This is a genomic window from Ochrobactrum sp. CGA5 (genome assembly GCF_006345815.1).
GTDB lineage: Bacteria > Pseudomonadota > Alphaproteobacteria > Rhizobiales > Rhizobiaceae > Brucella.
On the sequence record NZ_VCIG01000009.1, the window covers coordinates 196935 to 223094 of the forward strand.

Below are 26160 nucleotides of genomic sequence, written 5' to 3' on the forward strand. Positions count from 1 at the left end.
CACCTTTTTTCCTGCCTTTGCATTATAGTAAACCTGCGGTCAGTGAAGAAGAAAGCAGACAGCAATGAATAAGAAAGTTCTTATCTTACTGGGTGTTACCGGTCTTCTGGCGGGCTGCGTGACCATGACACCGGAACAACGGCGCGCAGCTGACGAACAGACCTGCCGTAGTTATGGGTTCAGGGCCAAGACCGACGCTTTTGCCAACTGTCTTATGCGGCTTGACCTTGATCGCAGGGCGGACAGGCGTGCCTGGCAGAATCAGGTCGATTTCTACGACACTCCCATGGTTATCTATCGCCCGATCTACCGTTAAGACCTCTGCTGGAACACGATCACAATCAGCCTTGAAAGCAAAAACACCGGTCGGGTTGAACCAGACCGGTGTTGCAGATTATCGGATTGCAATAACGTTTTTATAGTGGCGCTTCGGGACGATCCTGAGACAGGAGAAGCGCGCCAATGGCGTCAACCTGCTTCTGGCTCGCCGGAGCATAGCCGAGCGATGTCGGCTGCGGTGCAGTCGTATCGAATTGCGGCTGGTACGATGCAACCTGCATGTGCTGCTCCTGTTGAGGAGCGGGAACGCCACGATGGCGCGCCAACCGATCGCCGCGCGCCTGCGGACCGACACCAACATTCTGTTCTACGTTCTGAGCTTTTGCAGCTTCTGCGAGCGCAACCTGAACGGTCGGCTCCGTTCCCGGAACCGGACCGGTTTGGGGCAAGGTCACGTCATAGGAGGCATCCTGCGGTACCGAAGGCGATTGCGGCGAATAGGCGAGCGCTAAGTTATATGGTTCTTGAGGAACCGGATTCTGCAACGAGCCATCACGATTTCGCTTCTCGTAGAAGGAATTACCACCAGCTACGAGCACATAATGCATGTTTCTGTAAGGGAACCTCAAACCCGCCGTGTGGAAGAACATGGCGTTCTTGAGCTTTGGATGACGCTCCCCCTTCAGGACCGCATCGGCCGCAGCCTGAACATCAGGCAGCGCTTTGGAGTCCATCTTGCGGGTGAGAACGCCGGGCGCGAACTGGTTCTTCTGACCAACGACACCGCAAATCGTATCCGGATAGCGGCCCGATGCGAGACGGTTCATGACGACAGTCCCGACAGCGACAAGACCATCGGAACTCGAGCGATTGGATTCGAAGAACATCGCACGTTCAAGACAATTCCTGTCCCGTGCGGTGTAGGTGAAAGTCTTCACGCCATTCACGGTCTTGACGTGGCTTACCGCCGTCTTTTCCGAATTGGCTTTTCCAGAGGTTCCGGTCGTCGTGCAACCGGTTACCACGAAAGGCGTAATCAACAGCCCGATAAGAACGGGCAATTTCCACTTCGCGGTGCGCGTCAATGGCTCAGTCTCATGTTAGGACCCTTAACTGATCCAGTCATTCGTTCAGGCGAACGCATCCGAAACAATGCGTGCGAACGTCTGACTGCGGTGCAAGTCAAAGAGGACGAAGATCAAAATCAAACGCCCTACTGTCACTCAATCAAATTCAAGATTTTGGAATTTTTAGGCCAAAAAAAGGCGAATGGTCAAATCCCAACAATGCTGGTGACTACTAAAACGCCCGAAAGAAAATTCGAATCGATAGTGCAGATATGCCTATAAGCCTTTTGAATATATTACTAATTTATTAACGGGAATTGGCGATTCAGGTAAGATATTGATTTAATGAGATTCAAAGCCTTACAATACACGCCATATTCGCGCCTTAATTCGTTTTTCCTTGCCGATTTTTACATGCGCTTTCGTTTGTGCTTCCAATGAACTTCGGAAATTCTGCTTCGAGGCAAGTTCCCCCGCCATCGTCAACTTTGGCAACAAGTTTGTAACATCGTGTGAGATTGCGCTCGGGATGCCCGTTCCAGCTTGTTGTAACGCGAATCAGGTGAGCCCGCACCCCAATCTCAAAGTTCGACCTTAAACAAAAAACGACCCGCCAAGGAAACCGTAGCGGGTCGGACAAGTTCGATTTTGAAGTCGCAGATAACGGCGTTGGTTACCCGAAAGAATAACCCGCACCCCGAACGGTACGGATCGGATCGAGAGCTCGGCCGACATTGATCGCCTTGCGCAGCCTGCCGACATGGACGTCCACCGTGCGGTCGTCGACATAAATGTCCGGTCCCCAAACACCATCCAGAAGCTGGCTGCGCGAAAAAACACGACCGGGCGACATCATGAAGTATTCGAGCAGGCGAAACTCTGTCGGCCCAAGACGAACTTCCTTTTCCTTGCGATAGACACGATGCTGCTGGCGATCGAGCACAAGATCACCCACCTTCAGTACGTGCGAAAGAATGCTTGGATTGGACCGGCGCAGCATTGCCTTGACACGCGCCAGAAGTTCAGGCGTCGAAAAAGGCTTCACGACATAGTCGTCCGCACCCACACTCAAGCCTCGAACACGTTCGCTTTCCTCGCCACGCGCCGTCAGCATGATGATAGGCAGGCGTTCCGTTTCCGGCCACTGACGCAGGCGGCGGCACAGCTCAATGCCCGACACGCCCGGAAGCATCCAATCCAGAATCAGTAGATCTGGCACATTCTCACGCAGGACGATTTCGGCCTCGTCACCGCGCAGCATCGTGTCGACCTGATAGCCTTCTGCCTCAAGATTATAGCGAAGCAGCACGCTCAGCGCCTCTTCGTCTTCTACCACAGCGATTTTGGGTGCCTGTGACATCCAGTATTTCCCTATCCAAAGTGGGCGGGCAGTGGATACAATCCCCCAATCGACCGCGTGCCGCCGCGCCATTCATTCATTCTCACCGCCGGACCAAGGTCCGGCTGGCAGTAGTTCAGGGTTTACGTGCCTCATCCACGACAATACCGTGGCTCAGGTCTTCCTTCGGTCGTTCGGCCGGCATTTGCAGGCCAGTCACGATATAATAGACGGTCTCCGCAATATTGGTCGCATGATCACCGATACGCTCGATGTTCTTCGCGCAGAACAAAAGATGCGTGCAGGCAGAAATATTGCGTGGATCTTCCATCATGTAAGTCAGGAGTTCGCGGAAAAGCGACGTGTACATGGCGTCAATCTCATCGTCGCGGTCGCGAACGACATTGATCTGCTGCACCGAGCGTGACGCATAGGCATCGAGAACGTCTTTGAGCTGGGTCAGCGCCAGTTCGGCCAGTGTTTCGAGTCCGCGATAAAGCTTTACCGGCTGGCGTGATTCCGAAACGGCGGCAACGCGCTTGGCGATATTCTTGCCCAGATCACCGACGCGCTCCAGATCAGCGGAAATGCGGATCGAGCCGATGATCTCACGCAGGTCCACAGCCATGGGTTGACGCTTGGCGATAATCATCACCGCCTTGTCGTCGATCTCACGCTCGCTGGCGTCAAGGATGAGATCGTCAGAGATGACACGCTGTGCAAGCGCATTGTCCGCATTGACAATAGCGGCGACCGACTGCTCGACCATACGTTCTGCATGCCCGCCCATTTCGGCGATCTTATGGGAGAGAAACTTCAATTCCTCATCGTAGGAGCGAACGGTATGTTGAGACGGCATAGTAGACCTCGTAATATAAATTGCAGGGAAGCCGCACTGTCTATCAGTTGAGAGCAGTACCAGATCAGCCGAAGCGTCCAGTGATATAGTCCTGCGTGCGCTTTTCGGTGGGCGCGGTGAACATTGTTTCCGTGTCCCCCACCTCAACCAGATTGCCAAGATGGAACATGGCGGTACGCTGCGAAACGCGCGCGGCCTGTTGCATGGAGTGCGTAACAATTACGATCGTATAATTCTGGCGCAGTTCGTCGATGAGTTCTTCAACCTTTGCGGTTGCAATCGGGTCAAGCGCCGAACATGGTTCGTCCATGAGGATGACTTCCGGGCTCACCGCAATTGCGCGCGCGATACAAAGGCGCTGCTGCTGGCCACCGGAGAGGCCGGTACCCGCATCATGCAGGCGGTCCTTCACCTCCTCGAACAAGCTTGCCTTTTGGAGGCTTGTCACGACGATTTCTTCAAGATCAGCCTTGGTGCGGGCGAGACCGTGAATGCGCGGACCGTAGGCGACATTTTCATAGATCGACTTCGGAAACGGATTCGGTTTCTGGAACACCATGCCAACGCGGGCGCGCAGCTCGACGACATCAATCTTTGGATCGTAGATGTCCTCATTGTCGAGCGTAATCTTGCCTCCAACCTTGCAGCCTTCGATCGTGTCATTCATGCGATTGAGCGAACGCAGGAAGGTGGACTTGCCGCAACCTGAAGGACCAATCAGCGCCGTGACCATCTTTTCCTGGATATCCAGATCGACGTCAAACAGCGCCTGCTTCTCGCCATAAAATACGCAGACCTTGTCGCCGCGCATCTTTATGGAATTGGCGTTGGCGTTCATTTTTTCTCCTACGGCTTTCTCGAGAGATCGTTCAGTCATCAAATTCATAGCTTTCGACTCCCGTTTACCAGCGGCGCTCGAAACGGCGGCGCAAAATGATTGCTGCAATGTTCATTACGGCAAGGAACAGAAGCAGGACAATGATAGCGCCTGACGTGCGTTCCACAAAGGCACGTTCTGCTTCATTGGCCCACATATAGATCTGCACTGGCAAAGCGGTCGCCGGGTCCATCGGGGTCGATGGCACATCTGCAACAAAGGCCACCATGCCGATCAGAAGAAGAGGGGCGGTTTCACCAAGTGCATGGGCGAGACCGATGATCGTGCCGGTCAGGATGCCGGGTGCGGCAAGCGGCAGGACATGGTGAAACACCATCTGCGTCTTTGAAGCGCCAAGACCAAGAGCGGCGGCGCGGATGGAAGGCGGCACAGCGCGAAGGGCGGCGCGCGTCGCAATAATGATGGTGGGAAGTGTCATCAGCGTCAGCACCAGACCACCGACCAGAGAAGCTGAGCGCGGCAGACCGAAAAAATTGATGAAGACGGCAAGCCCGAGAAGACCGAACACGATGGACGGCACAGCCGCCAGATTGTTGATATTCACCTCAATCATGTCGGTGAACCGGTTCTTCTTGGCAAACTCTTCCAGATAGATCGAAGCGGCAACGCCGATAGGCAGCGACAGACCGAGAACGATCAGCATCATGTAAAGAGAGCCTACCAGCGCAACACCGAGACCGGATGTTTCCGGGCGGCTGGAGGCACCGAAGGTGAAGAGACCGGCATTAAACGCCTCTTTCATGACGCCCTCTTCCGAAAGCGTCTTCATCCAGCCAACCTGACGGTCCGAAACCTTGCGGCTCGCCTCCGGCACGGAAAGGTCAATCTGCCCCTTAAAGGCGGAATCGATGTCGGCGCCTGCCAGAACCGGAACAGTCTGCGTCGTACCGATAAGCGATGGATTGTCCATCACCATCTCGCGCAGCTGAATACGCACGCCATCCGAATAGAAGCGCCCAAGATCGCGCATCGCTGGACGGTCTGTCGTGGCGACACCCAGCTTTTCAGCCAGCGCATTGCGTATCAGCAACGGATAGTTGGCCGTGATCAGTACATTCGGATCGGTCGCACGCTTGTTTCCAGGATCGATCACCTTTTCTTCAAGCTTGACCGGCAGATAAAGCGTCGTCTGCCAGAAGGCGGTGTAACCCTTGGAGAAAACCGAGAAGAGGAGAGCGCACAGAAAAAATACACCGATGGCAATCGCAGCAATACCGTAGTAGCGGAAGCGGCGTTCGGCAGCGTAGCGGCGTTTCAATCCGATATCGCGGCGTGTCGGCTGAGCCGTTCTGCCGCCGGTGTTAAAGGTCGTATCGGTCATTATTCGTACTGCTCCCGGTATTTGCGCACGATGTGCAGCGCAAAGATGTTCATGATCAGCGTCAGGACGAAAAGCGTGATGCCGAGTGCAAAAGCTACCAGCGTTTGCGGCGAGTTGAATTCAAGGTCACCCGTGAGCTGGTTGACGATCTTCACCGTTATGGTGGTCATCGCCTCGAATGGATTGATATTGATACGTGCAGCAACACCTGCCGCCAGAACCACGATCATGGTTTCGCCGATAGCGCGGGATGCGGTCATCAAAAGCGCGCCGACGATGCCCGGAAGAGCAGCCGGAAGGACCACACGTTTGATAGTTTCGGAACGGGTCGCGCCGAGACCTAGCGAACCGTCGCGCAAGGTCCGGGGTACAGCAGTGATGATGTCATCGGAGAGAGAGGACACGAAGGGTATCAGCATCACGCCCATGACAAGCCCAGCGGTCAGAACGCTCTGTGCCATGATGAAACCCTGACCACCTGCAATGGCAATCGAAAGATCGCGCAGGAAAGGTCCGACGGTCACAAGGGCGAAGAAGCCGTAGACGATGCTGGGAATACCGGCGAGAAGCTCGAGGACTGGCTTTATGACAGTACGTACGCGGGGCGAAGCATATTCTGCCATATAGATGGCCGAGAACAGCCCAACAGGAACGGCGAACAGCATGGCTACAAGCGCGATATAAAGTGTACCGGCTAAGAGCGGGATGAGACCGAATTGGCCTGTCTCACCACCCGAACCGGCTGCGGCGAAACGCGGATCCCATACAGTGCCAAAGAAGAAATCCCACGGCGAAACGGATTGGAAGAAGCTGATGGTCTGGAACAGCATCGAACAGATGATACCGACCGTCGTCAGAATGGCGATACCGGATGCAGCGATCAACCCCCAGAGAACGATCCGCTCGACATTGTTGCGCGCGCGCATGCGGCGGCTGATCGTGGAAAGGCCGAAGATCAGACCTGCGATGGCGATCACCAAAGAAACAGCGGAACCGACTGTATGGGTCAGCGCCGTTGCCTTTTTCAGGTAGAGCGCGATCGGCACCATATAATCCTGGCCTTCGGTCGCGAGCGCGACACCCTTGGATGCAAGCATCGCGCGAGCATCCTGATAGTTCGCCGGGAAGCTCTCCAGTTCAGCAGGCGTCAGCCGGTCAAGCCCGTTAGCCAGCCCACGCACCATACCAAGCTGCAAGCTGCGATTGGTAAAGGAAGCGCCCTCAACGGTGTTCGGCAAGCGAGCGGCCGCGCTATGATCGAGATAGACCGATGTTCCAACGGCCCATACAGCGAGAAACAGAACTGCAGGCAAGGCGGAGACGAGGAAAACCCACCAGCCATGATAATGCGGACGGGAATGCATTTTCCCGGTCGGCGAGGCTTTAGCGGAAGCGGACTGCGCCTTGTCCAATGCAACAGCACGCTGGCGGCCTATGAAGAATCCGATCAGCCCGATTGCAACGATACTGACGAGAACCAGAAAGAAGGACATTCAATTTCCCCGGTTGCCCTAATGAATGCGGACCGGTTTTAAGGTGCAGCTTCCACCTATGCCGTTCCGCGCGGAGACGCCTGCCTTACGGCAAAGGCGCAAAAAGGAGAAGGAACGCGGAGATTTGTCATCCCCGCGTTCCGTAGATCAAACCTACTTTGCAGCCAACGTCTTACCTTCAGAGAAGGCAGCGCGCTGTGCTTCACGTTCGGCATCTGGAGCCGGAACCAGGCCGTATTCGGCGAGCGGACCGTCAGGACCGATCATCTGATCGTTGAGGAAGAATTCAACATATTCCTTCAGTCCGGGGATAACGCCGAGGTGCGCTTTCTTCACGTAGAAGAATAGTGGGCGCGACACCGGATACTCGCCCGAAGCGACGGTAGCAGCCGAAGGGGTGATGTCGTTGACGGTGGCAACCTTCAACTTGTCGGCGTTGTTTTCGAAGAAGTAGAGGCCGAAGACGCCGACGCCGGTCTTGTTAGAGTCGATGCGAGCCAGCGTTTCAGCATAATCGCCGTCGATGTCAACAGCCTTGCCGTCCTTGCGAACTGCAATACAGGCTGAAGCGGCAGCCTTGTCGTCAAGACCGGTCTTCTTGATTTCATCGAGAGCGCCGGAGTGCTTGCAGCCGTCGGCAAGAACCTTTTCTTCAAACACTTCGCGGGTACCGTGCTTTTCACCCGGAATATAGGCCGCAATGTCCCAATCCGGCAGGTTCGGGTTAACCTGGTTCCACTTGGTATTCGGATTGTCGACCAGCTTGCCGTCGACAACGAGCTTGGCTGCAAGAGCCTTATAGACATCTTCCGGCTTCAGCTTCCAATCCGGGCCCTTCGCGTCGGTTGCAAAAACGATGCCGTCATAGCCGAAACGCACTTCCTGAACGTCCTTGACGCCAGCCTCGATGCACGATTTCAGTTCAGAGTCCTTCATGGCGCGTGATGAATTGGCGATATCGATGGTATTTTCACCGACACCCTTGCAGAATTCCTTGATACCTGCGCCCGAGCCGCCCGATTCAACAACCGGCGTCTTGAAGTTCGGGAAGGTTTCACCGAACGTTTCGGCGACGATTTTTGCATAAGGCAGGACGGTCGAAGAACCGGCAACCTGAATCTGATCGCGCGCCTGGGCGGCGGAAACCGACATAACGGCAGCGATGGCAAGTGCTGCGGTCGAGGAAATCATCTTGTTCATGAGCTGCGGCTCCTGTTGTAAAAGACATATGACGATGTGGCGTCGTTAGCCCTCTACGCGCTCTATATTACATTCATATGACACTATTGTTACAGGTTTGTATCAGAGCCGCTTGCCAGTGACTTTGTGGTGTTCTGCCGTCCCTTGAACCGGCAAAGATTTTCAACCTCTAGAAATACGGTAAACGTGCACCAAGAGCTTCAATGCCGGAAACATCGACATTGGCGAAGGCAAAGCGCAGGAACGCATCCTGTCCCTCACCGAAAAACCGACCCGGCAAGGTGACGATGCCGAGCGACTTCGCAAGACGTTCGGCAACTTCCACGGATGAGACCTGTGGACAAGGATGACGGACAAAAGCGAAATAGGCCCCAACTGCCTCCACATGCCAGCCTTCAACATTGGCCATGATCGACCGCAATGCAGAGGCGCGTCCTGCAATCTCGCCGCGATTATTGTCACGCCAGCCGCTCAGAGGTTCGAGCGCGCGCGCGACAGCGATCTGCGGCGCACGACTTGCGCATATCTGCAGATTGTCCATAACTTTTGCGACGCTCTCGACCATCGTCTGGCCCGCTATAATTGCACCAAGCCGGTGCCCCGGAATGCAGAACGACTTTGAAAAGCTGTAAAGCTGGATCAGATGCGATGGCCAGTCCGCCTCTTCGAACAGCCGGTGCGGCGGTTCGTTAGCGTCGGCCAGAAAATCGCGATAGGTCTCGTCCAGAATGAGCCATGTCCCGTTGTCGCGGCACAGAGCATAGATCTCCGACAATAACTTCGCCGGATAGACCGCTCCGGTGGGGTTGTTCGGGGAAACAAGCGCCAGCGCCGCAATACTTGGACGAAGTGCAGCCCGAACGTCTTCAATGCTGGGGATAAAACCATTCTGGGCATAACAGGGCACGGAACCCGAAGCGATGCCGAGCATTTCCAGCGACGTACGGTGATTGAAATAGAACGGATCGGTGGTCAACACCGTATCGCCGCTTTGCGCCACACAGAGGATAGCAGCGATAAAGGCCTGATTGCAGCCGGATGTGATGTGGACATTGGAAGCATTGATCTGTGTCCGATAGAGCTGACCGACATGGGCCGAATAGGCCCCACGCAAGACTTTTTCACCCTCAATCGGCCCGTAGCCGGCGGAAGCGACCGACCCCGCTGCCTCGCCGAGAAAGCGCAGCATATCGGGATGCGGTGGATAGCCGGGGACTGCCTGCGACAAATCAATCAGAGCACCACGCGATCCGTCATAGTCCCGCGCCCAGGCTTGAACCGCTGGAATGGGCGGCGCAGAAAGGCGCTCTATCAGAGGATTAACAGCAGGCAAGGACATTGGCGGCTCCCATAGTGGTTTCGGCCACTCTTATAGTGAACCCCTGCGTGGTTGAAGCCGTTATTCGCTCGGACGCGAAAGCACGTAAGCGGCAGAACCGAGCATGAAGATCGTTACTGCCGTTGCCAGCAGCCAGCCGGGTTGCGCGCCCCACCAGAACAGACCATAGCCGACCGTCATGCCGAGACAGGCGTAAAGTTTCGCCCGCGGCGGGATAGCTCCACGCTCGCGCCATTTTATGACCAGTGGACCGAAACGCTGATCGGCAAGCAGACGCGCTTCAAGCTCCGGTGACGATCGTGCAAAGAACCACGCAGCAAGAATGATGAAGATCGTAGTCGGCATGACAGGCAGGAAAGCGCCAATAATACCAAGCCCCAGCATCATGAAGCCGAGGCAAAGATAGAGTATCCGCTTGCTCACCGAAGTTGCTGGCGATGCGGTCTCGGTTCGGTCTCTTTCGGGGTGGTCCTGCATGGCTATCCATCGTCTGATCTGGATGCTTATAGCAGGATTCCAGAGCTTTCGTGCAGGGTCCCAGCAGTCAAAGAAACGTCATACCGTTGCGTTTCAGCCTGTGGATAACTTTTTGCGACCGGTGAGGAATTATGAAACACAGTCATAAATTGCAATTTCGCCCCCGAAATGCCTTATTTCTTCAACTTTGCCACCGAAGCTGAAAACTTTCCCTACAAATAAAAATTGTAATCAGGGCTTTTCCGCTTGGCTATCGGGCAAGCAGTTTTGCTTGCTATCAACACGCGAACACAAGGCACATTAAATTTCCGCAGCGTAATCTTAACGAATCGTAAGAATCTTTAAAGAAATAGAACCCAATATTTCCTAATATTCCTTGGTTATTTTTATGTCTCTAAGTAAACAACGTTCAGTATAGGATGATTTTCCCGGCGCGATATAGATTCAATTATCGCACAATGTTCTCATTCGAACCACGTCAGCGCCACATTTGAATTCCAATTCGCGGTTGTCTTTTCAGTGACAACTGCAAGGCACCCCGTTAACAACTATTGGATCTGGCATGACTTTCAAGACCCGTATGGCTATGCTTGCCGTTGCGGTAACCGGTGTTCTCGCGGCCACCGCAATCGAGGCTTCAGCACAGCAATGCGGCGGCGCCTCCTGGTACGCCCTCACTTCTCGCACGGCTTCTGGTGAACGGATGAACCCAGCCGGTCTGACCGCAGCGCACCGTACACTACCGCTTGGCAGCAAGGTCAAGGTGACCAATCAGAGAAATGGCAAGTCGCTCGTCGTGCGCATCAATGATCGCGGCCCGTTCATCAAAGGACGCGTTCTTGACCTGTCGAAGGGTGCGGCAAGCCGTCTCGGCTTTGTCAGCGCAGGACACACCAAGGTCTGTTTTACGCCCCTTTGATTTCGGCAAGGTTTCATCCGGCTGCTACATATAGGGCATTTCCAGTTCAAACGCAGTCTCGGGAAATGCTCCATCGAGTTGCCTTCGACATGTCTTGCCCCAACACCAGTTCTCATTTTTCAGGAACATGCCTATCTCCGATCCAGCCGGTCAGTGAACCACCGGGTCAGCTTGATCCAGACGTCGTCCTTTTCGGCGGCATCCTCGATCCCGTGTTCAAGATTGGGATTGTCGTTGACTTCGATCACCACCACGCCATCGTCCGTTTCTTTCAGATCGACGCCATAAAGTCCGTCTCCAATACAGCGTGCCGCACGCAAGCCGGTTTCAAGAACTCGTGGTGGCGCGTCACCCAGCGCATAGGAACGAAACCCGCCTTCCAGAGGCTTGCCGCCCGTATCGTGTTGAACGATCTGCCAGTGGTTCTTCGCCATCATGTACTGGCAAATGAAAAGCGGCTTTCCGTCGAGAACCCCAACGCGCCAGTCGAACTTTGTCGGCATGTATTTTTGCGCCAGCAAGAGATCGCTATCCTCCAGCCATAGTGTAGCGAGTGCTTTCAATCCGGCAAAGTCCTTCACCTTCTTTACGCCCCGCGAGAATGACGAATCCGGTATCTTGATCACCATCGGAAAGCCGAGCATATCGGCAGCACGCTCCAGATCCTCCTCGCCCGCGATCATCACCGTCGGCGGAACCGCCACGTCGTTTGCCTGCATCAATTCGTGCAGATAAACCTTGTTGGTACAACGTATCATGGAAATCGGGTCATCAATCACTGGCATGTTTTCCTGCTGCGCCCGTCGGGCGAAACGGTAGGTGTGATTGGAGATCGATGTCGTTTCGCGGATGAAAAGTGCGTCGAAATTGGCAAGGCGCGGCAGATCGCGCTTGCCGATCGGTTCAACTTCCACTCCGAGCCGGGCCGCAATCCTTGCCCAATGCTTTAGCGTCGAGACGGTAGACGGCGGCATAGCCTCCTTCGGATCGCACAGAGTTGCAAAGGAATAGCGCGCGGGAACTTTTGGGCGCGCGGCGCGCCACTCACGCTGGGTATAGCGATCAAGCGCGTTCTCAAAGCGCTCCTTTTGCGCCTTGGTAAACTTCGTGATATTCGCGAAACCGATCTTCTGGATTCGAGCCCATTCACCGGGCTTTACTGTCACTTCCAGTGACGGCGCGCGAAACCAATCGAACAGCAGCCGTCCGAAGCGTTCAAACTCGGGACTGTCGGCAAGACCGAAATGCACGTGGATCGTTTCCGGCGCTTTTTCGGGATGCTTGCCAAGCGCCTTGTTCAGCATGTCCTCCAGTTCGGGAATGGCATTTTCATAAAGCCGTCGTTCCGACAGGTCGATCATCGTTTCTACGGAAGGGATGATGCGATGCCCGCGCGCTTCAGCTAGAAGCGAAGCGTAATAGCCGCGGCTCTGATAAGCGTAGGAGCGCGACAGATTGATGATGCGGGGTCGCAGCTGTCCGTTGAAGAGCGCGGGATGCGCGAGATAATCGCGCGTGGTCATGACCTTGTGCGGCGTCGCTCCGTTATCGATATCCGAGAGGCGCCCTACGAGAATGACGCAGATCGTCATCAGTCCGTCCTTTTTTCCAGAATAACGGCAGCCCTGAGCCCATCACTGCCGAAGCGTGCGATGCGGTCGAAAATATGAAAGGGAACCGGGACATTTGCAGCATCGGCAATGGTTTCGCCGAGCTCTTCCTCCACCCAGGGATCGTGAATGAAAATGTGGCGCCCATCTTCACCATGAGCGAGCACCCAATGCGGCACTTTTTTGCCGAACATATGATAGCCACTGACCAACACGATCACGGCTGCCCCACGCCGCAAGGCAACCAGAATGTCATGCAGTGTGAAACCTCTATAGTCCACCGGAATGTCATAAGCTTCTGTGCGCTGGCGAAAATCGGTCTGCGCCAGTTGCATGACCTTGCGTTTTTCTTCCGAACGCACCGACTGCAGAAAGAGCATGTCCTCGATAGAAACAATGATCGAAGCTTTGAGACCGCGCTCATGTGCAGCGACTGCAAGCCCGAAAGGCTCACATCCGCCCGGCCCTGACATCATATAGATCGTCGTCGCATCGCGCCAAAGGCGGACTTCCAAGACCGGATCAAGCCGTGTCTCCCGATTGTGCCGGGCAAGTACCATCATCAGGCAGGCCGCACCGCAGGTAAAATCGGTCGTCTGTTCATAATAGGGAAAGGCTGTGACCGGCGAAACATCACCGCGGACCGTCTTCTCAAAACGCAGAGCATCCGAATGGTCAGCATAGTAGTCGAGATAGCGTCCGATGGGACGGTAACCGTACCGCTTGTAGAGCGCAATCGCTCGTTCATTATCCTCGCGCACTTCTAACCGCAGCAACGGACGATCGTGATCGTAAGCGGCTGTTTCCGCCGCCTGCAACAGGAGAGAGCCTACACCCTTGACCTTGGCCTCCGGATCGACGGCTATAGAGTAAAGTCGCGCAAGCGCAGTGCCATGACGAAACAGGATCATCGCATAGCCGACAACCAGCCCGTCCACTGTTGCGACAATGGTTTCTGCGGTCGGGCGCGCAATTAGAACGCGAAATGAACGGCGGGAAATTCGGTCTGTTTCGAAACAACGCTCTTCGATGCGCAGGAGCGCGTCTACGTCGTCTGCCGTGGCCTTGCGCGTTGTTGCGCCTGTCATGTTTTGGCCTTTGCAAAGGGATCATTACGATCCAGTCGAACACCAACAATTGGCTTATTCGCGGCAAAAGACAAGCGCCCGGACCGTGGCAAAATTATGAGTGATTTCCGGTACTCGCTCTGTTCGCAGAGCCGGAAAACTCAATCAATAATTGCACCGCACAAAAATACACGCATTAACCATTAATTAAGAAGTCGGGCGATCCCGGCGCCAACCGAATTGACTCCAGAGTATTTCAGACATTAACGTTTCGTTAATAAATGAGTAAATGGCGAAAGCCAAAGGGCGTTGAGTATGTTTTGCGTTGTTCGCTCGACCACAAAGATTTTGGCAGTCGCCGGTTTCGCCGCCTCGCTGCTGCTGGCAAGCTTTGGTGCAGAAGCTGCATCCGCTGATTTCATGCAGACCGGCAAGCTGACCTCGCAGCCGATCGGACATTATGAGTTCTGCAAGCGCGAAACCAAGGAATGTGGAATTATCAGTCGCGATACCCGAGCACTCCAGCTCAACCATTCAAACTGGCAGCGCATCGTCGAGATCAATCTTTCGGTCAATGAACGTATCAAGCCGATGACCGACATGGAAATCTATGGCGTCGAGGAATACTGGGCTTACCCGACGACCGTTGGCGACTGTGAGGATTACGTCCTATTAAAGCAACGTGAATTGCAGAGGGCCGGTATCCCGATCACCGATCTTCTGATCACCGTCGTTCGCAAGCCGGACGGTGAAGGGCACGCGGTCCTCACCGTTCGCACCGATCGCGGCGATTTCGTTCTCGACAACCTGACCGATGAAGTCATGCGCTGGAACGAGACCGACTATACCTATCTGAAGCGTCAGGCCGCCAACGACACCGGTCGCTGGGTCACCATCGAAGGCCCGGACAATCTTCTCGTCGGTTCGGTACGCTGACATCAAGAGCCTCCATTGGTTTTGGAAATGACTTGGAATGTGCTATTCATTCCAAGTCTAAAAAGGAGAGGTCGGTGCGGTTAGCCCGATCCCCGTTGCAAAGCGGGTCCTGGCCTTCGCAATTGCTTTCATTTCGGCAGATGCGTCGAGTCCCTTGACCTTCCACTCCGATGCAATGGTGCATGGGAGAACAAGAGGTCTTGGTTATGAAACAACAAGTCTCCGTCATTACACTTGGTATAGCCGATCTTGCGCGCTCACGTCGTTTTTACAGCGACGGTTTCGGCTGGGTGCCGGTTTTCGAAAATGAAGAAATCATCTTCTATCAGATGAATGGTTTCGTTCTCGGAACCTTCCTGAAGACTTCGCTCGAAAACGACATGAACCGCAAGGGCCTGCTTCAGCCCGGAGCATTTTCTGTCGCACATAACGTGGAACTGAAGGCAGATGTCACACCACTGATGGACAGACTCGTCGAGGCTGGCGGTAAACTGGTTCGCGCCGCTGATGCGCCAGGCCATGGCGGTTTTCGCGGCTATGTCTCCGATCCTGATGATCACGCATGGGAAATTGCCTGGAACCCGGCCTGGGCCATTGACGAGAATGGCCTTGTAACATTTGGAGTATGAGACTCATGGGCTGACAACAGGGCGCGGTTCGCGTCTTGTTGTTATAATCATATAATTTCGGGCAACAGCACATGGGAAAAATCTACTTCATCTCGCATCCCGAGGTCGTGATCGATCCCGCAATACCTGTTCCGCTATGGCGCCTCTCTGAGCATGGGATTAAACGAATGCGTTCCTTTGCCAGCCAGCCAGAACTGCAATCGATCACATCGATCTGGTCCAGCACGGAAACAAAGGCAATTGAAGCGGCTGAAATTCTGGCGGGTGTTCGGGGAAAAAGCCTGTCGACCGACACCCGCTTTAATGAGATCGACCGAAGCGCTACCGGCTTCGTGCCCGCTGAAGAACACGAGATTATCACCGACAGGTTCTTTTCAGCATCCGAAACTAGCATTTGCGGGTGGGAGCGGGCCGTTGACGTACAGCAGCGCATTGTGGAAGGCTTCGAAGCCGTGAGGCGGCCTGGCGCCTCTGGCGATATCGCTATCGTCGGCCATGGCGGCGCCGGTACGCTGCTTCTCTGCTTTCTTGCCGGACTTCCGATCGGCCGTCAGCATGACCAGCCGTTTCAGGGGCATTACTGGTGTTATTCAAGCGAGGACAACGCTGTCCTTCATCACTGGAAGCCGATAGCGCCACGCTGACCAGCTTCCAACGAGAGCTTATGCTGCGGAAACCAGCCTTTCCGCGCCCATGCGATAGGATATGGCGCTAGCCAGATGAATGCGACCGACCTTGTCGCTTCCATCCAGATCGGCCAACGTGCGGGCAACCTTCAAAATACGATGATAGGCGCGTGCAGAAAAACGCATCTGCTCGCTTGCGTCGCGCAAAAGCTTGAGACCTGCCGCATCCGGCTCAGCAACTTCCTCCAGAAGTTTCGCCGAACAATGGGCATTGGTCATGGATGGTTCCAAACCAAGAGCTGAATAACGCTGGGTCTGGACCGCACGGGCACGTGCGACGCGTTGCGCAACGGTTTCACTCGCTTCTGACCGGGATGGCGTGATGAGATCGAAAGCAGAGACGGCGGGCATATCCACTCGTAAATCGATACGGTCAAGGAGCGGGCCTGAAATACGTGCCTGATAGTCTGCCTGGCAACGTGGTCCACGAGCACAGACATGTCCCGGCTCACCCGCCATGCCACAGCGACATGGATTCATGGCAGCGATTAATTGAAAGCGGGCCGGATAGCTGGTGCGATGATTGACACGTGCAATCAGACATTCGCCGGTTTCGAGCGGCTGGCGCAGCGAATCCAACACTTGCGGCGAAAATTCTGGAAACTCATCCAGAAACAGCACCCCGTTATGCGCAAGCGATACCTCACCGGGACGCGCACGCAGCCCGCCGCCGACCATTGCCGCCATCGAAGCGGAATGATGCGGCGCGCGGAACGGACGGCGGTCCGACAATTTTCCACCTGAAAGCTCACCCGCAATTGAGGCGATCATCGATACATCCAGCAACTCGCGCGGAGAAAGGCGGGGAAGGATAGAGGGCAATCGCTGGGCAAGCATGGATTTGCCTGATCCCGGTGGCCCGACAAGCAGCAGATTGTGCTACATTCCCCCGCGAATCAGTTTGACGGGGTTAGTTGTGGTAAAAGCCTATTCTTACATAAGATTTTCAACGCCTGAACAGGCGAAAGGCGACAGTTTGCGCCGTCAAATCACAGCGGCTGAAGCTTGGTGCGCTGCGCATGGTCTCCAGCTTGATGACACGATGCGAGACCTTGGCGTTTCGGCATTTCGAGGCACAAACAGCACCGAAGGTGCTTTAAAACGCTTCCTTACGCTCGTAGAGGACGAGCAAATCCAGCGTGGTTCATACCTTATAGTCGAATCTCTTGATCGCATTTCGCGCGAAACAGCCACCGATGCGGCTATGCGCCTTTTTGATTTAATTCGCGCTGGAATAATTGTTGTCACTCTAAGCGACGGGCAGGTCTATTCACATGACGGTTTGCGCGGTAACCCGATGCCGCTTGCATTCTCAATTATGATCATGGCTCGCGCACATGAAGAGAGCCTTGTAAAGTCCCAGCGCCTGACTGCTGTATGGCAGCACAAAAAAGAAATAGCCCGCACCGAAAAAAAACCTCTCACTCCACGTTGCCCAGAATGGCTCGAAGTGCGAGACGGCAAGTTTCATATTCGGCCCGAACGCGTTGCCATCGTGCATCGTATCTTTCAAGATGTGATCGACGGCTACGGACGCCGTGAAATTGTGCGCCGTCTCAATGCCGAAAAAGTGCCAACTTGGCGCGGCGGTGACGGTTGGCATACTTCCAGCGTTGCTAAAGTCGTACAAAGTAAGGCTGTGATTGGCGAATATCAGCCCCATTCAGGCACTCACAAGCTTCGCAATCGCAAGCCTGTAGGCGATCCGATTAAGGATTATTACCCTCGTATCGTTGACGAGGCGACTTTTTGGCGGGCGCAAGCCGCGACCGAAGGGCGGCAACAGCGTTCGGCAGGTCGTAAAGGCAAGCATGCGCATATTCTGCAAGGTCTTGCCGTATGCGGTTCATGCGGAAGCCCTATGCACCTTCTCAATAAAGGAAAACCGCCAAAGGGCGGGAAATATATTTGTTGCTCCAACAATCTGCGTGGTTTGGATTGTTCTATGTCGCGGCGTTGGCGAGCCGAAATGCTGGAAGACCAGTTGTTGCGCACCTTCGCCACCATTGAAGCAGGCTCTATTCAATTGCTGGACAACAGCGCGCCGCGCCTTGAGCATGATATTTCGTCGCTCAAAGCACGGCTGGACGATGAAAAGCGGAAGCGAAAGCGTCTTGTCGCCCTAGTCGAGGACGGTAACGATGACGAAAACCTTGCCGAGCGCTACCGCGCCGTTTCTAAGCTGGTCAAGGAATTGACTGCCGAGCTAAAAGCGGCGGAAACGGCGCAATCAAAAGCGTCGGCAGACCCCGATTTTGTGCAAAAAATCATCGAAACCGCCAGCCTGTCCGCGCAACTGGACGAAGCAGATCAAGCCAAGGCTCGTGATTTGCGTATCCGGTTGCGCGAGGTCATAAAATCGACCATCGATAGAATTGTTTGCGACCCTGAAATCGGCGCGATTCTGCATTTCCCGCCACGTCATTGGTTCGAGCTAAAAACCCGTGGTTTTGCTGTTCATATGAAGGCCGAAGGCGACACAGGCCCTATTTTCTTGCTCGACAAGAACCCTTCGCAAGACGCTGTAGACCGCTTCTTTGGCGGTGCTTTCCCAACCGATGCCGAGTTTATGCCTCCGTCCGAAACGCTAGACAGCATGCAGCCTCAAAATCCAGCAATGCTTGCTTATGCGGATGCGCTGTTTGCCTTCCTTCGCGATCACAACCCCACTCCTGAACAAATTGAGCAGTGGCAAGAAAGGTACGTGCAGGAACACGGTTTAGCAATGTAGGCCTTTCTCGTCGGTCACATGACCCGTTGCACCGTTCTTTTGCCTTTTTAGGTCGGGCGGTCGCTAACGCTCATGGGCAAGCGCCAGCGTGCAAAGGCACCCAGCTATCTCCCTATCCCTCCCTTCATGGCCCTCAGAACGGTCGCAGTCCCGCGACCGACAAGGAGGCTTAAAATGTTGCTTACTCGCGAAATCCGCACCGCACTTCGTCGCAATGCGAATCTGTCCGAAATCGCGGAACGCGATCACAGGCCAGTCGTAAAATTCTTCACGCCTGACGCCCAAGCGACATGGCTTTTCACCGAACTCGCTGCAGATGAGGATACGCTCTTCGGATTGTGCGATCTTGGGCTCGGAAATGTCGAACTCGGCTATGCTAGCTTGGCAGAAATCAGCGCCTTGCGTGGCCCGATGCGCCTTCTGGTCGAACGTGATCGGCACTTCCGCGCAGACAAGCCCCTTTCGGCTTATGTAGCCGAAGCCCGCGCAAAGGGCAGGATAGTCGCTAAGCGACTATCCCCTGTTTCCCACAATCTCTGACATCGCTAGACACTGTTTGACAATACGTGATAAGTCGCGATCTCTTTGAGAAAAAAGGTGGCCACCATGAAGACAATAGGTGATTTGGGGAAGTATCAGCAGCGCCGCCGTCTGGCGATTGGCGTTGTGATTGCGCTTCTGGTGGTCGCGCTATTGTTCGTGCGCTCTTCCTGGGTTGGGCGGCTACACGAATATATCGAGTCCGTTGGCCTCAGCTTCATCGTTGCAGCCATCATAGGGCGCATGTGGTGCACGCTCTATATCGGCGGGCGCAAGAGCGCGGAAATCGTGCAGAGCGGACCGTATTCAGTTACGCGCAATCCTCTTTATGTGTTCAGCACGCTCGGCGCAATAGGCATCGGCGCGCAAACAGGTAGCATCATCGTGGCTATCGGCTTCGGTATCCTTTGCTATATCGCCTTTTCTATCGTCATTCGCACGGAAGAGAAGTTTTTGGAGCAGAATTTCGGCGCGCCGTATCGCGCTTATTGCCGGGATGTTCCCCGCTTCTTCCCGAAACTCTCTAACTATAATGACGATGTAGCGGTGACGGTGAAACCGGATCGTCTCTACCGCACCTTCATGGATGGCCTTGTGTTTTTTGTAGCTTATCCATACTTTGAATTCATTGAATACCTACAAGACCAGAATATTTTACCTGTGCTTCTGCATTTGTATTAACTATTCTCAATGCCAAAAGCAGTTTCCAAAATCTCCCACGTCTCATCCATTGCATAGGTTGGAGAAAGGAACGGAATCCCGAAATGGCCGTATTGAATACTCAACTGGCGTTCGGCAACATCCTCAGGTAAATTTGAAACCCTATTCAAATAGATAACAGATGCTAGCCCAGTTCTATCTGAGCCGCTTCGACAATGAATCAGAATTGGTTTCTCTGCGTTTTTGAGGATATCAACCAACTTAATTGCTTTCTCGTTCGGCAGTATTTTGGTCGATGACATTTCAAAGTCTATATGGTTTATCTGTTGATTTTTTATTGCAGAAATTTCACCGCGATACCATTTGTCGTTGCGCGGACCGATAAGATTTACAACCGTTTTTATTTTGTATTCTTTGATTTTTCTTTCTAGATCAGACTCATTGAGTTGGGCTGACCTATAAAGTTCGTTTGGAATGACTTCGTGAAAATTCCCGCCGATTTGCAAATAGCCAGCATATCCACCCACTGACGCGACACCACAAAACATGGCTATCAGAGAATACTGTGTCAATTTCTTTACGCGCAGAATGTTCAAACCCGTAACCCCACCAAAAGATTAATCTACCTCGTAGTTTGGTTGAAATTTTGAGCAGAATTATGATGGATACTGTTCGGATTACGACACGAAAACGTGATGAGATGATTAGCTGAAGGTTCCTTCCAGAGCCTCCTATACTTACCTGATGATGGTCCTCATTCAGGCCGCTAAATCCAGCTTTTCCGCCGTCACCCGCTGCACCCTGGAATCGAGAAATTCAGCATACAAGCGGACAGCAACGCGCAAATCAGATCGTTTCTTCGGCGCAATCACCTGGAAGTCCGGCAGGGCTCCAGTTTAGCCAACTCGCTTCAATGCGTTCCAATTTAAAATAAATTGAGCTTGACACCTATAGGTGACATCGCTTTTTGTTCTTGATATGTTCATAATCCGTACTAACTCAGAATCGGGCTGTGGAAAATGTCGGAACCAGCAGAAATCACTTTGCGTTTAAAGTGGCGCAAGACTTGGGATGACCGAGAAGACGATTTCGTCGCCAGCGCGCCCAATTTCCCTGGAAATGTAGGTCGATTTTATAAACATATCGCCAGTTCGGAAGGCGGCTGGTCATGGTCTTTTCAAGCTATGAATCTGCCTGTCGGACGTGACAGTTTGGGTGAAACATCGGGTATTGAGCCGTCCGCTCGCGAAGCTGCAAAGAAGATAGAGGATATCTGGTTTCGCGCCTCAAAAGGCACCGAATACGAGGAAACCGAGGCACCAGACGAGCCAAAACCGAATGCGTACGCCGCCGCAAAAGGCCTCTGAATCGCCCGTTTTCCAGTGAGTTCAGGTAAGGCAGGCATCAAACTTGTGCTTTAAATGGCACTTCTAGCGCCTTCATTTTTGCGCCCAACGGCCAAAATCTGGATTTCGGGTGTTTTGAGTGCCGACGCCTCGCTATAATTTCGTGACGACACGAAATTCAATTGCGTCGCTTTCCGCCATCGGGCATATTTTCGTGACGACACGAAAATCAGGGGCGGGTAAATGACCGATCAACAGGAACCAGAAAAGAAGAAGCGTGGACGACCAGCACAGGGCGACCGCGCAATGACAAACGCGGAGCGCTCAGCTAGACGGCGGGCATCAGCTAAAAAGATCGCGCAGCAGGCAGATTTTGAGAAAGAGCGGACGCTAATGGCGCGCGAGCATCTTAAAGAAGTGGCTGAAATTCTTGGTGATTATTGGCGAAAGAATAATGCAAATCGCGATCCAAAAATTTCCGAAGCTATTGCAATGGTTGATAAATTATCGCGACGCGTCAGCGCTGCAAGAAAGCTGATGTCTCCTGTCTGGCATCTGTACGTCACAACGCAAACGGGTCCGACAGCTAAAGAACACGACACCCCGGTTGAACCGCGACGCTTGATTTGTGGAAGCACTGATTTTGAATACGCTACGGACGCGATGGGATTTTATTATTCTGGCAGTCCTGAATCTAAGTGTCCCGAATGTGACCGCCGCAAGCGCGAGTTTTATAAGGGGTGGTAGATTCTCCGCGACCTAGAACCCATCCAACCCCAAAACCGCGCAAATTTGGGTACTTTATGAAGCTCCATTTTTCCGCAAGCCGCAAAAAATATTGAAAACGGCCAGTTTTGCAGCCGCAAGCTCTCCCATTTTCCAGTTTCCCGAAGCTCTTTTCTGTCAACTTTTTGGCTGGATTACCTTCTTTTTAGAACGGAAGTCTATCCTGAACGCTAAACCACCCAACAGGTGGGGCGTTAGCCCCCACCGCCTTGGGTAGGTGTCGATTATCTGGAGATGTATCTTTGAAAACAATATTATTTTCAATCCCTTGAGACATACCACTTTCGGTTTCGATAGCCGAATTATATTCCTCAACCATCTTCGCCGCTGTTTCTTCATCAACGATCTTCCACGCGTCAGGGGTTTTGATCATCTGTTCGCCAGACGTATCAAAAATCACAAAACGCCCGCTCGGACGTTTGCTGAATCCGAAACCAGCAGTTTGAGCCAATCCGAAAAACACCTTTCTAAACCGCCAAACGGTCAATTCACGGCCTTTGCGTTTTTCGACAAGTTTATCAACCGCGAATTTCAGCGCATTCGAAAGCCCAAGGGATGCTACAGCTTCCCGAATTTCCGCCTCTTGTGGCATGTCATGCTTGAAAACAAAACGCGCCACCGCGCCAACTGCGCCAATTGTCTGACTAATCTCTTCGCCATATGCATTTTCAGCCGATTTGCGCAAAGGCATAGGTGGTAGCGGATCTACGGCCAGGCGATTGATAATCGTAGCGGATTCCATGACCTCATCCACGTCAACACCCATCATTTCCCACTCGGCAACCGCCTCACGTAGCCACTGCAACTCAATTGGGTCCATGTCCGAATCCGGCCACATGCCAATTGCTATGGCTGCATGCCACGCTTCCATTGCAGCCGCATCCGAATGCTCGCGTAGAACCATGTTCAGTCCAGCCAACGTCTCGTCGTCTTCGTCCAATCTCGCAATGTCCGCCCTTGTAGCTTCCGCTAGCTTCGACAACTCGCGCACCTTGATCATGTGACGCATAGCTATTGCCATTCTGGCATCTTCCGGCTCGCGGTCACCACGATGTGCGCATTTCCACAAAACATCCCAAATTTCATTGGGCGCACGACTGGAATCGAGGCCGATCCACGTATGCGTCCGAGTGCGGCGAATCCATTTCCAAGCGCGATAACGCTCAGAATCCAGCATTTCTTTCACTGCCTTTTCCTCGCGCTTAAACTCCTTCCTTTCTTCGCCAAATAGCTTTTTATCGCCTATCTCTTTTTTCCATTGTTCAAATTTTTCGACCCGCCTCCTGTCAACCTTCTGCTCTTGTCTGGTCGAATATCTGGCTGCATATCGGGCTGCAGATGTAGCAGTCTCCGCCGAGCCATCGCTACTCGGTTTCGGGCTATAGCGCTTGTCAGTATCGCCAATAACGCGGGCATCGCATCCGCGATCCTGTCCCTTGCCGTCAGCCTCAAGACGTGTCGAAAATTTCTTACGGAATTCGTCGCAAACGCTCCGCGCTTCCTCCAATGTCGGCACTGCCAATAGTATATGTCTGTGTGGTGATCCCGATTGCTGAGGCTGTCCGCACCACATTCCGGATGGTCGAATTTTCTTATTGCGAAGGATTTGAAGGACGATTTTCATATCGTCTTGAATCTTGTCCAATGCATCCCACGGCCCGAATTTACGCGGATCGTGCTCACTGGTCCGTATCTCTTCATTTGTCGCGTGACATACAAATTCGCCTGGTAGCGTGACCGTAATCCAGCAGACTTGCCAGCCCAATGCCTTCCAACGTGCAAGCATCATGTCGATCATCAGTGAGCGCTTTGCCGTCGCCTGTCGTTTGGCCTTTTCATTAAGCTCTATCATGGATATTTGCACGGTCGGATCATCGACTTTCACAAGTCGCAGGCCCTGCAAAATTTCCTCCGTTAAATCGACATGCTCGCGATACAAGCCCACTAAATAGTCGCTTACATAAGTCGGTCTAGCCCATGCATTCCGCCCGCCTACGGCTTTTAAAGCGCCTTCTACCCGTAGTATCGTTTTGCGCTGCAATTTCGCTATCTTGCGCAGGTGCCAACGTTCATCGCGGCGGCGGCGTTGGTCTGGGTGCTGATTGATAAGATTGCCGTCCTTGTCTTTACACGGCCATTCCAGTGCATATGCAGCCGCCTCGTTGGCAGCCATTTCCCGCAACTTTTCAGGTCTCAGGCCCAACACCTCCAGCCCGTCCCACCCGACCAATTCGATAATCAAATTCTCGCGCTCGACACGTCGAACATCGCTTAATTTTTCTAGAAATTTGCGCCATTCCGGGGGTAAGAAACTACCGACATCCTTGTGCGTGCGCGCCGTACTAGCCAGGATTTTATCAGACGGAGCGACAAACTCCGCCGTATGACGTGGCAGAGCTTTCCGGCTTGGATTTTTTGCCTCTTCTTCATCCAGCTCCGCCAGATCGGAATGACGGCGTTCGTCTGGGTCAACGCAACCCCATTCAGCGTCGCGCCTTTTTTCCCATTCTTCATATGCATTATCGACAATTCCGCCGACAGAGCCGCCAGCGTTGAACTCGTCTTCAAATTCTTTTCTGAAAAACCCACGGCCAAGCAGAGGCGCAGCCGCCAGCCTTTGGGCTAGAAAACTCTTGCCAGCTGGAGCGTCGTCAACAAATTTTGCTTTTTCAGGTAGACTATTTTGTGTGCTGAAAACCGGGGTTCTCAGCGCGGCGATCAACCGCCGCTAAATGGCGCTTTACAGCTATATAATTCGTAGTGCAGAATCATAATCACTTCTCCAAAAGACCGCCGAGCCTGCCAGGGCTATGACAGCGGTCTTTTTATTTGGCCCCGGATTCCGAACAGTGTCAAATCCACCCATTTTACCGCCGACCAAAAAAACGCTTGCGCCGACAGTCGTCGCTGCACACACTATCAATGTGTCTCAGGGCATGATTTTTGACATTGATTTTCCTCACGGAAAAACCCCGGCCTGAAAACCGGGGTCTTTCTTTTCCTGTCGTCACAAAATTCATTGCAGGATGCAGCGGGGTAACGCTCGCTCTTTTTCACGTCGATTTTTCTGAACTACTTCAACCAACATCCCGGCCGAGCTACGCATCTCGTCCGGTACGGGTTTTCGTGTCGTCACAAAAATAGAACATGAAACTTTTTCGCTCGGTGACGGCTCTCAGGGCAACGCCTCACTCCGTTCGCAACCCCGTCCCGCCAAGGCAGGGCCGAGGTTGTTAAGCGTATGTCGCCCTTCACGCCATCAACCCCGCCGCGCAAACCACTCAAATTATTAATGGAATCCTAAAAATACCGCTTGCAATCCAAGTCGCGACTGGCTAAGAAGCGCATCCAACTTAAAGGCAACTTCAATGAACAGGGTCACAGACATTCATTTTCCTCATCTACCGAGCCATTTCCGGGCGTCGGATCACATAAGGAAAACGATATATGTCTGCACCTCACGCCTTTTACGCTAGCGGCCATCCTCTGACATTCAGTGATTGGAATTACGATTCCAATTACTACGCCGAAGCGCCCACAGATTTCCGTGAATACGCTGCATACGATTGGCTTGATCACCCTGTATTGACTCTCAACGTAGAATACGACGAGGGCGAGCAGGATCACGTCGAATGGAGTGTTTTTAACGACATTTCGGGCGCGACGGTTGCGAGTGGCTACGCTGAATCTGTCGTGGCTGGAAAACATGCAGCATCCATCATCGCCAGGCGCACACTAATGATGCTGTCCGCGCTGGATGACGAGCCAACAGCTAACTAACCCGAAAGGGATAAGTCCCTTTCTCATCCACTATCCCATAAGTCTTACTATATGGAATAGCCCCTTAATTGCCCGGACAGTTTCTGCCACTTAAATAAGTGATAGGACTACTGTTCACATTATGACTGGTAATAGCATTAAGATGGAAATTCTTTCCGGCCCTGAGCGGCGTCGACGCTGGAGTACCGCGGAGAAACT

24 protein-coding genes and 1 pseudogene are annotated in these 26160 nt (G+C 53.4%); 11 read left to right on the forward strand and 14 right to left on the reverse strand.

Going from position 1 to position 26160, the window contains the following annotated elements:
- Window positions 1–64 precede the first annotated feature (64 nt).
- A complete protein-coding gene (locus FJQ48_RS10555; RefSeq protein WP_139975077.1) occupies window positions 65–316 on the forward strand; it encodes a hypothetical protein in 252 nt (83 codons plus the stop codon).
- A 100-nt stretch (window positions 317–416) separates the two neighbouring features.
- Here FJQ48_RS10555 and FJQ48_RS10560 read toward each other — a convergent pair whose 3' ends face one another.
- The 9 genes from FJQ48_RS10560 to FJQ48_RS10600 form a co-directional block, all read right to left on the reverse strand.
- Window positions 417–1364, reverse strand: coding sequence for a cell wall hydrolase (locus tag FJQ48_RS10560; protein WP_139975078.1), 948 nt, complete (start codon window positions 1362–1364; stop codon window positions 417–419).
- A gap of 655 nt (window positions 1365–2019) precedes the next feature.
- Window positions 2020–2706: a phosphate regulon transcriptional regulator PhoB gene (gene phoB, locus FJQ48_RS10565; protein ID WP_139975079.1), complete on the reverse strand. Its 687-nt coding sequence runs from the start codon at window positions 2704–2706 to the stop codon at window positions 2020–2022.
- Between the two features lie 115 nt (window positions 2707–2821).
- Window positions 2822–3544, reverse strand: coding sequence for a phosphate signaling complex protein PhoU (gene phoU, locus FJQ48_RS10570; protein WP_010657755.1), 723 nt, complete (start codon window positions 3542–3544; stop codon window positions 2822–2824).
- A gap of 64 nt (window positions 3545–3608) precedes the next feature.
- A complete protein-coding gene (pstB, locus tag FJQ48_RS10575) occupies window positions 3609–4382 on the reverse strand; it encodes a phosphate ABC transporter ATP-binding protein PstB (RefSeq protein WP_235969060.1) in 774 nt (257 codons plus the stop codon).
- Between the two features lie 64 nt (window positions 4383–4446).
- On the reverse strand, window positions 4447–5763 hold the full coding sequence (pstA, locus tag FJQ48_RS10580; protein WP_139975080.1) for a phosphate ABC transporter permease PstA: 1317 nt from the start codon (window positions 5761–5763) through the stop codon (window positions 4447–4449).
- Complete coding sequence (gene pstC / locus FJQ48_RS10585; RefSeq protein WP_139975081.1) at window positions 5763–7256, reverse strand: phosphate ABC transporter permease subunit PstC; 1494 nt, start codon at window positions 7254–7256, stop codon at window positions 5763–5765. Before pstC ends, pstA begins: the two co-directional genes overlap by 1 nt.
- A 153-nt stretch (window positions 7257–7409) precedes the next feature.
- Window positions 7410–8456 carry a substrate-binding domain-containing protein gene (locus FJQ48_RS10590; RefSeq protein WP_139975082.1) on the reverse strand — a complete coding sequence of 349 codons (1047 nt, stop codon included), beginning with the start codon at window positions 8454–8456 and terminating at the stop codon, window positions 7410–7412.
- A gap of 169 nt (window positions 8457–8625) precedes the next feature.
- Window positions 8626–9789, reverse strand: a complete 1164-nt coding sequence (locus FJQ48_RS10595) for an aminotransferase (RefSeq protein WP_180350176.1) — start codon at window positions 9787–9789, stop codon at window positions 8626–8628.
- Window positions 9790–9855: 66 nt separating this feature from the next.
- Window positions 9856–10272 (reverse strand): YbaN family protein, encoded by a 417-nt coding sequence (locus tag FJQ48_RS10600; RefSeq protein WP_139975084.1) that lies wholly within the window; start codon window positions 10270–10272, stop codon window positions 9856–9858.
- A 562-nt stretch (window positions 10273–10834) separates the two neighbouring features.
- Between FJQ48_RS10600 and FJQ48_RS10605 the strand changes: the two genes are divergently transcribed.
- Window positions 10835–11191, forward strand: a complete 357-nt coding sequence (locus FJQ48_RS10605; RefSeq protein WP_139975085.1) for a septal ring lytic transglycosylase RlpA family protein — start codon at window positions 10835–10837, stop codon at window positions 11189–11191.
- A 131-nt stretch (window positions 11192–11322) separates the two neighbouring features.
- Here FJQ48_RS10605 and FJQ48_RS10610 read toward each other — a convergent pair whose 3' ends face one another.
- Both FJQ48_RS10610 and FJQ48_RS10615 read right to left on the reverse strand, forming a co-directional pair.
- On the reverse strand, window positions 11323–12783 hold the full coding sequence (locus tag FJQ48_RS10610; protein WP_139975086.1) for a RimK family protein: 1461 nt from the start codon (window positions 12781–12783) through the stop codon (window positions 11323–11325).
- Entirely contained in the window at window positions 12783–13889 is a 1107-nt protein-coding gene (locus FJQ48_RS10615) for a GNAT family N-acetyltransferase/peptidase C39 family protein (protein WP_139975087.1), read from the reverse strand. Before FJQ48_RS10615 ends, FJQ48_RS10610 begins: the two co-directional genes overlap by 1 nt.
- Before the next feature lie 294 nt (window positions 13890–14183).
- On the opposite strand from FJQ48_RS10615, the gene FJQ48_RS10620 reads away from it, so the two are divergent.
- From FJQ48_RS10620 to FJQ48_RS10630, 3 genes are all read left to right on the forward strand, one after another.
- Window positions 14184–14804 carry a transglutaminase-like cysteine peptidase gene (locus FJQ48_RS10620; protein ID WP_139975088.1) on the forward strand — a complete coding sequence of 207 codons (621 nt, stop codon included), beginning with the start codon at window positions 14184–14186 and terminating at the stop codon, window positions 14802–14804.
- A gap of 206 nt (window positions 14805–15010) precedes the next feature.
- Complete coding sequence (locus tag FJQ48_RS10625; protein ID WP_139975089.1) at window positions 15011–15433, forward strand: VOC family protein; 423 nt, start codon at window positions 15011–15013, stop codon at window positions 15431–15433.
- 71 nt (window positions 15434–15504) lie between these two features.
- Window positions 15505–16077, forward strand: coding sequence for a histidine phosphatase family protein (locus tag FJQ48_RS10630; protein ID WP_139975090.1), 573 nt, complete (start codon window positions 15505–15507; stop codon window positions 16075–16077).
- An 18-nt stretch (window positions 16078–16095) separates the two neighbouring features.
- On the opposite strand, the pseudogene FJQ48_RS10635 reads toward FJQ48_RS10630, so the two are convergent.
- A pseudogene (locus tag FJQ48_RS10635) lies at window positions 16096–16998 on the reverse strand (ATP-binding protein); the annotation flags it as partial.
- 22 nt (window positions 16999–17020) lie between these two features.
- On the opposite strand from FJQ48_RS10635, the gene FJQ48_RS10640 reads away from it, so the two are divergent.
- From FJQ48_RS10640 to FJQ48_RS10650, 3 genes are all read left to right on the forward strand, one after another.
- Window positions 17021–18850 carry a recombinase family protein gene (locus tag FJQ48_RS10640; protein ID WP_180350174.1) on the forward strand — a complete coding sequence of 610 codons (1830 nt, stop codon included), beginning with the start codon at window positions 17021–17023 and terminating at the stop codon, window positions 18848–18850.
- Between the two features lie 174 nt (window positions 18851–19024).
- Complete coding sequence (locus FJQ48_RS10645; RefSeq protein WP_139975092.1) at window positions 19025–19390, forward strand: DUF2958 domain-containing protein; 366 nt, start codon at window positions 19025–19027, stop codon at window positions 19388–19390.
- Window positions 19391–19456: 66 nt separating this feature from the next.
- Entirely contained in the window at window positions 19457–20071 is a 615-nt protein-coding gene (locus FJQ48_RS10650; protein WP_139975093.1) for an isoprenylcysteine carboxylmethyltransferase family protein, read from the forward strand.
- Here FJQ48_RS10650 and FJQ48_RS10655 read toward each other — a convergent pair.
- Window positions 20068–20646, reverse strand: coding sequence for a dual specificity protein phosphatase family protein (locus FJQ48_RS10655; protein ID WP_226622368.1), 579 nt, complete (start codon window positions 20644–20646; stop codon window positions 20068–20070). The genes FJQ48_RS10650 and FJQ48_RS10655 overlap by 4 nt on opposite strands.
- Window positions 20647–21069: 423 nt before the next feature.
- Between FJQ48_RS10655 and FJQ48_RS10660 the strand changes: the two genes are divergently transcribed.
- Window positions 21070–21417, forward strand: coding sequence for a hypothetical protein (locus tag FJQ48_RS10660; RefSeq protein ID WP_139975094.1), 348 nt, complete (start codon window positions 21070–21072; stop codon window positions 21415–21417).
- Between the two features lie 222 nt (window positions 21418–21639).
- Window positions 21640–22143: a hypothetical protein gene (locus tag FJQ48_RS10665; RefSeq protein WP_139975095.1), complete on the forward strand. Its 504-nt coding sequence runs from the start codon at window positions 21640–21642 to the stop codon at window positions 22141–22143.
- Between the two features lie 184 nt (window positions 22144–22327).
- Here FJQ48_RS10665 and FJQ48_RS10670 read toward each other — a convergent pair whose 3' ends face one another.
- A complete protein-coding gene (locus FJQ48_RS10670; RefSeq protein ID WP_139975096.1) occupies window positions 22328–24904 on the reverse strand; it encodes a replication endonuclease in 2577 nt (858 codons plus the stop codon).
- A gap of 725 nt (window positions 24905–25629) precedes the next feature.
- Between FJQ48_RS10670 and FJQ48_RS10675 the strand changes: the two genes are divergently transcribed.
- A complete protein-coding gene (locus FJQ48_RS10675) occupies window positions 25630–25962 on the forward strand; it encodes a hypothetical protein (protein WP_139975097.1) in 333 nt (110 codons plus the stop codon).
- Window positions 25963–26160 lie beyond the last annotated feature (198 nt).

What these genes read in the sequence shown, in the direction of transcription:
- FJQ48_RS10555 (WP_139975077.1), top strand. Translation starts at nt 65, where the DNA reads ATGAATAAGAAAGTTCTTATCTTACTGGGTGTTACCGGTCTTCTGGCG.
- FJQ48_RS10590 (WP_139975082.1), bottom strand. Translation starts at nt 8,456, where the DNA reads ATGAACAAGATGATTTCCTCGACCGCAGCACTTGCCATCGCTGCCGTT.
- phoU (WP_010657755.1), bottom strand. Translation starts at nt 3,544, where the DNA reads ATGCCGTCTCAACATACCGTTCGCTCCTACGATGAGGAATTGAAGTTT.
- FJQ48_RS10600 (WP_139975084.1), bottom strand. Translation starts at nt 10,272, where the DNA reads ATGCAGGACCACCCCGAAAGAGACCGAACCGAGACCGCATCGCCAGCA.
- phoB (WP_139975079.1), bottom strand. Translation starts at nt 2,706, where the DNA reads ATGTCACAGGCACCCAAAATCGCTGTGGTAGAAGACGAAGAGGCGCTG.
- FJQ48_RS10675 (WP_139975097.1), top strand. Translation starts at nt 25,630, where the DNA reads ATGTCTGCACCTCACGCCTTTTACGCTAGCGGCCATCCTCTGACATTC.
- FJQ48_RS10660 (WP_139975094.1), top strand. Translation starts at nt 21,070, where the DNA reads ATGTCGGAACCAGCAGAAATCACTTTGCGTTTAAAGTGGCGCAAGACT.
- FJQ48_RS10630 (WP_139975090.1), top strand. Translation starts at nt 15,505, where the DNA reads ATGGGAAAAATCTACTTCATCTCGCATCCCGAGGTCGTGATCGATCCC.
- FJQ48_RS10625 (WP_139975089.1), top strand. Translation starts at nt 15,011, where the DNA reads ATGAAACAACAAGTCTCCGTCATTACACTTGGTATAGCCGATCTTGCG.
- FJQ48_RS10605 (WP_139975085.1), top strand. Translation starts at nt 10,835, where the DNA reads ATGACTTTCAAGACCCGTATGGCTATGCTTGCCGTTGCGGTAACCGGT.
- FJQ48_RS10615 (WP_139975087.1), bottom strand. Translation starts at nt 13,889, where the DNA reads ATGACAGGCGCAACAACGCGCAAGGCCACGGCAGACGACGTAGACGCG.
- FJQ48_RS10650 (WP_139975093.1), top strand. Translation starts at nt 19,457, where the DNA reads ATGAAGACAATAGGTGATTTGGGGAAGTATCAGCAGCGCCGCCGTCTG.
- FJQ48_RS10620 (WP_139975088.1), top strand. Translation starts at nt 14,184, where the DNA reads ATGTTTTGCGTTGTTCGCTCGACCACAAAGATTTTGGCAGTCGCCGGT.
- pstA (WP_139975080.1), bottom strand. Translation starts at nt 5,763, where the DNA reads ATGACCGATACGACCTTTAACACCGGCGGCAGAACGGCTCAGCCGACA.
- FJQ48_RS10665 (WP_139975095.1), top strand. Translation starts at nt 21,640, where the DNA reads ATGACCGATCAACAGGAACCAGAAAAGAAGAAGCGTGGACGACCAGCA.
- FJQ48_RS10610 (WP_139975086.1), bottom strand. Translation starts at nt 12,783, where the DNA reads ATGACGATCTGCGTCATTCTCGTAGGGCGCCTCTCGGATATCGATAAC.
- pstB (WP_235969060.1), bottom strand. Translation starts at nt 4,382, where the DNA reads ATGAACGCCAACGCCAATTCCATAAAGATGCGCGGCGACAAGGTCTGC.
- pstC (WP_139975081.1), bottom strand. Translation starts at nt 7,256, where the DNA reads ATGTCCTTCTTTCTGGTTCTCGTCAGTATCGTTGCAATCGGGCTGATC.
- FJQ48_RS10645 (WP_139975092.1), top strand. Translation starts at nt 19,025, where the DNA reads ATGTTGCTTACTCGCGAAATCCGCACCGCACTTCGTCGCAATGCGAAT.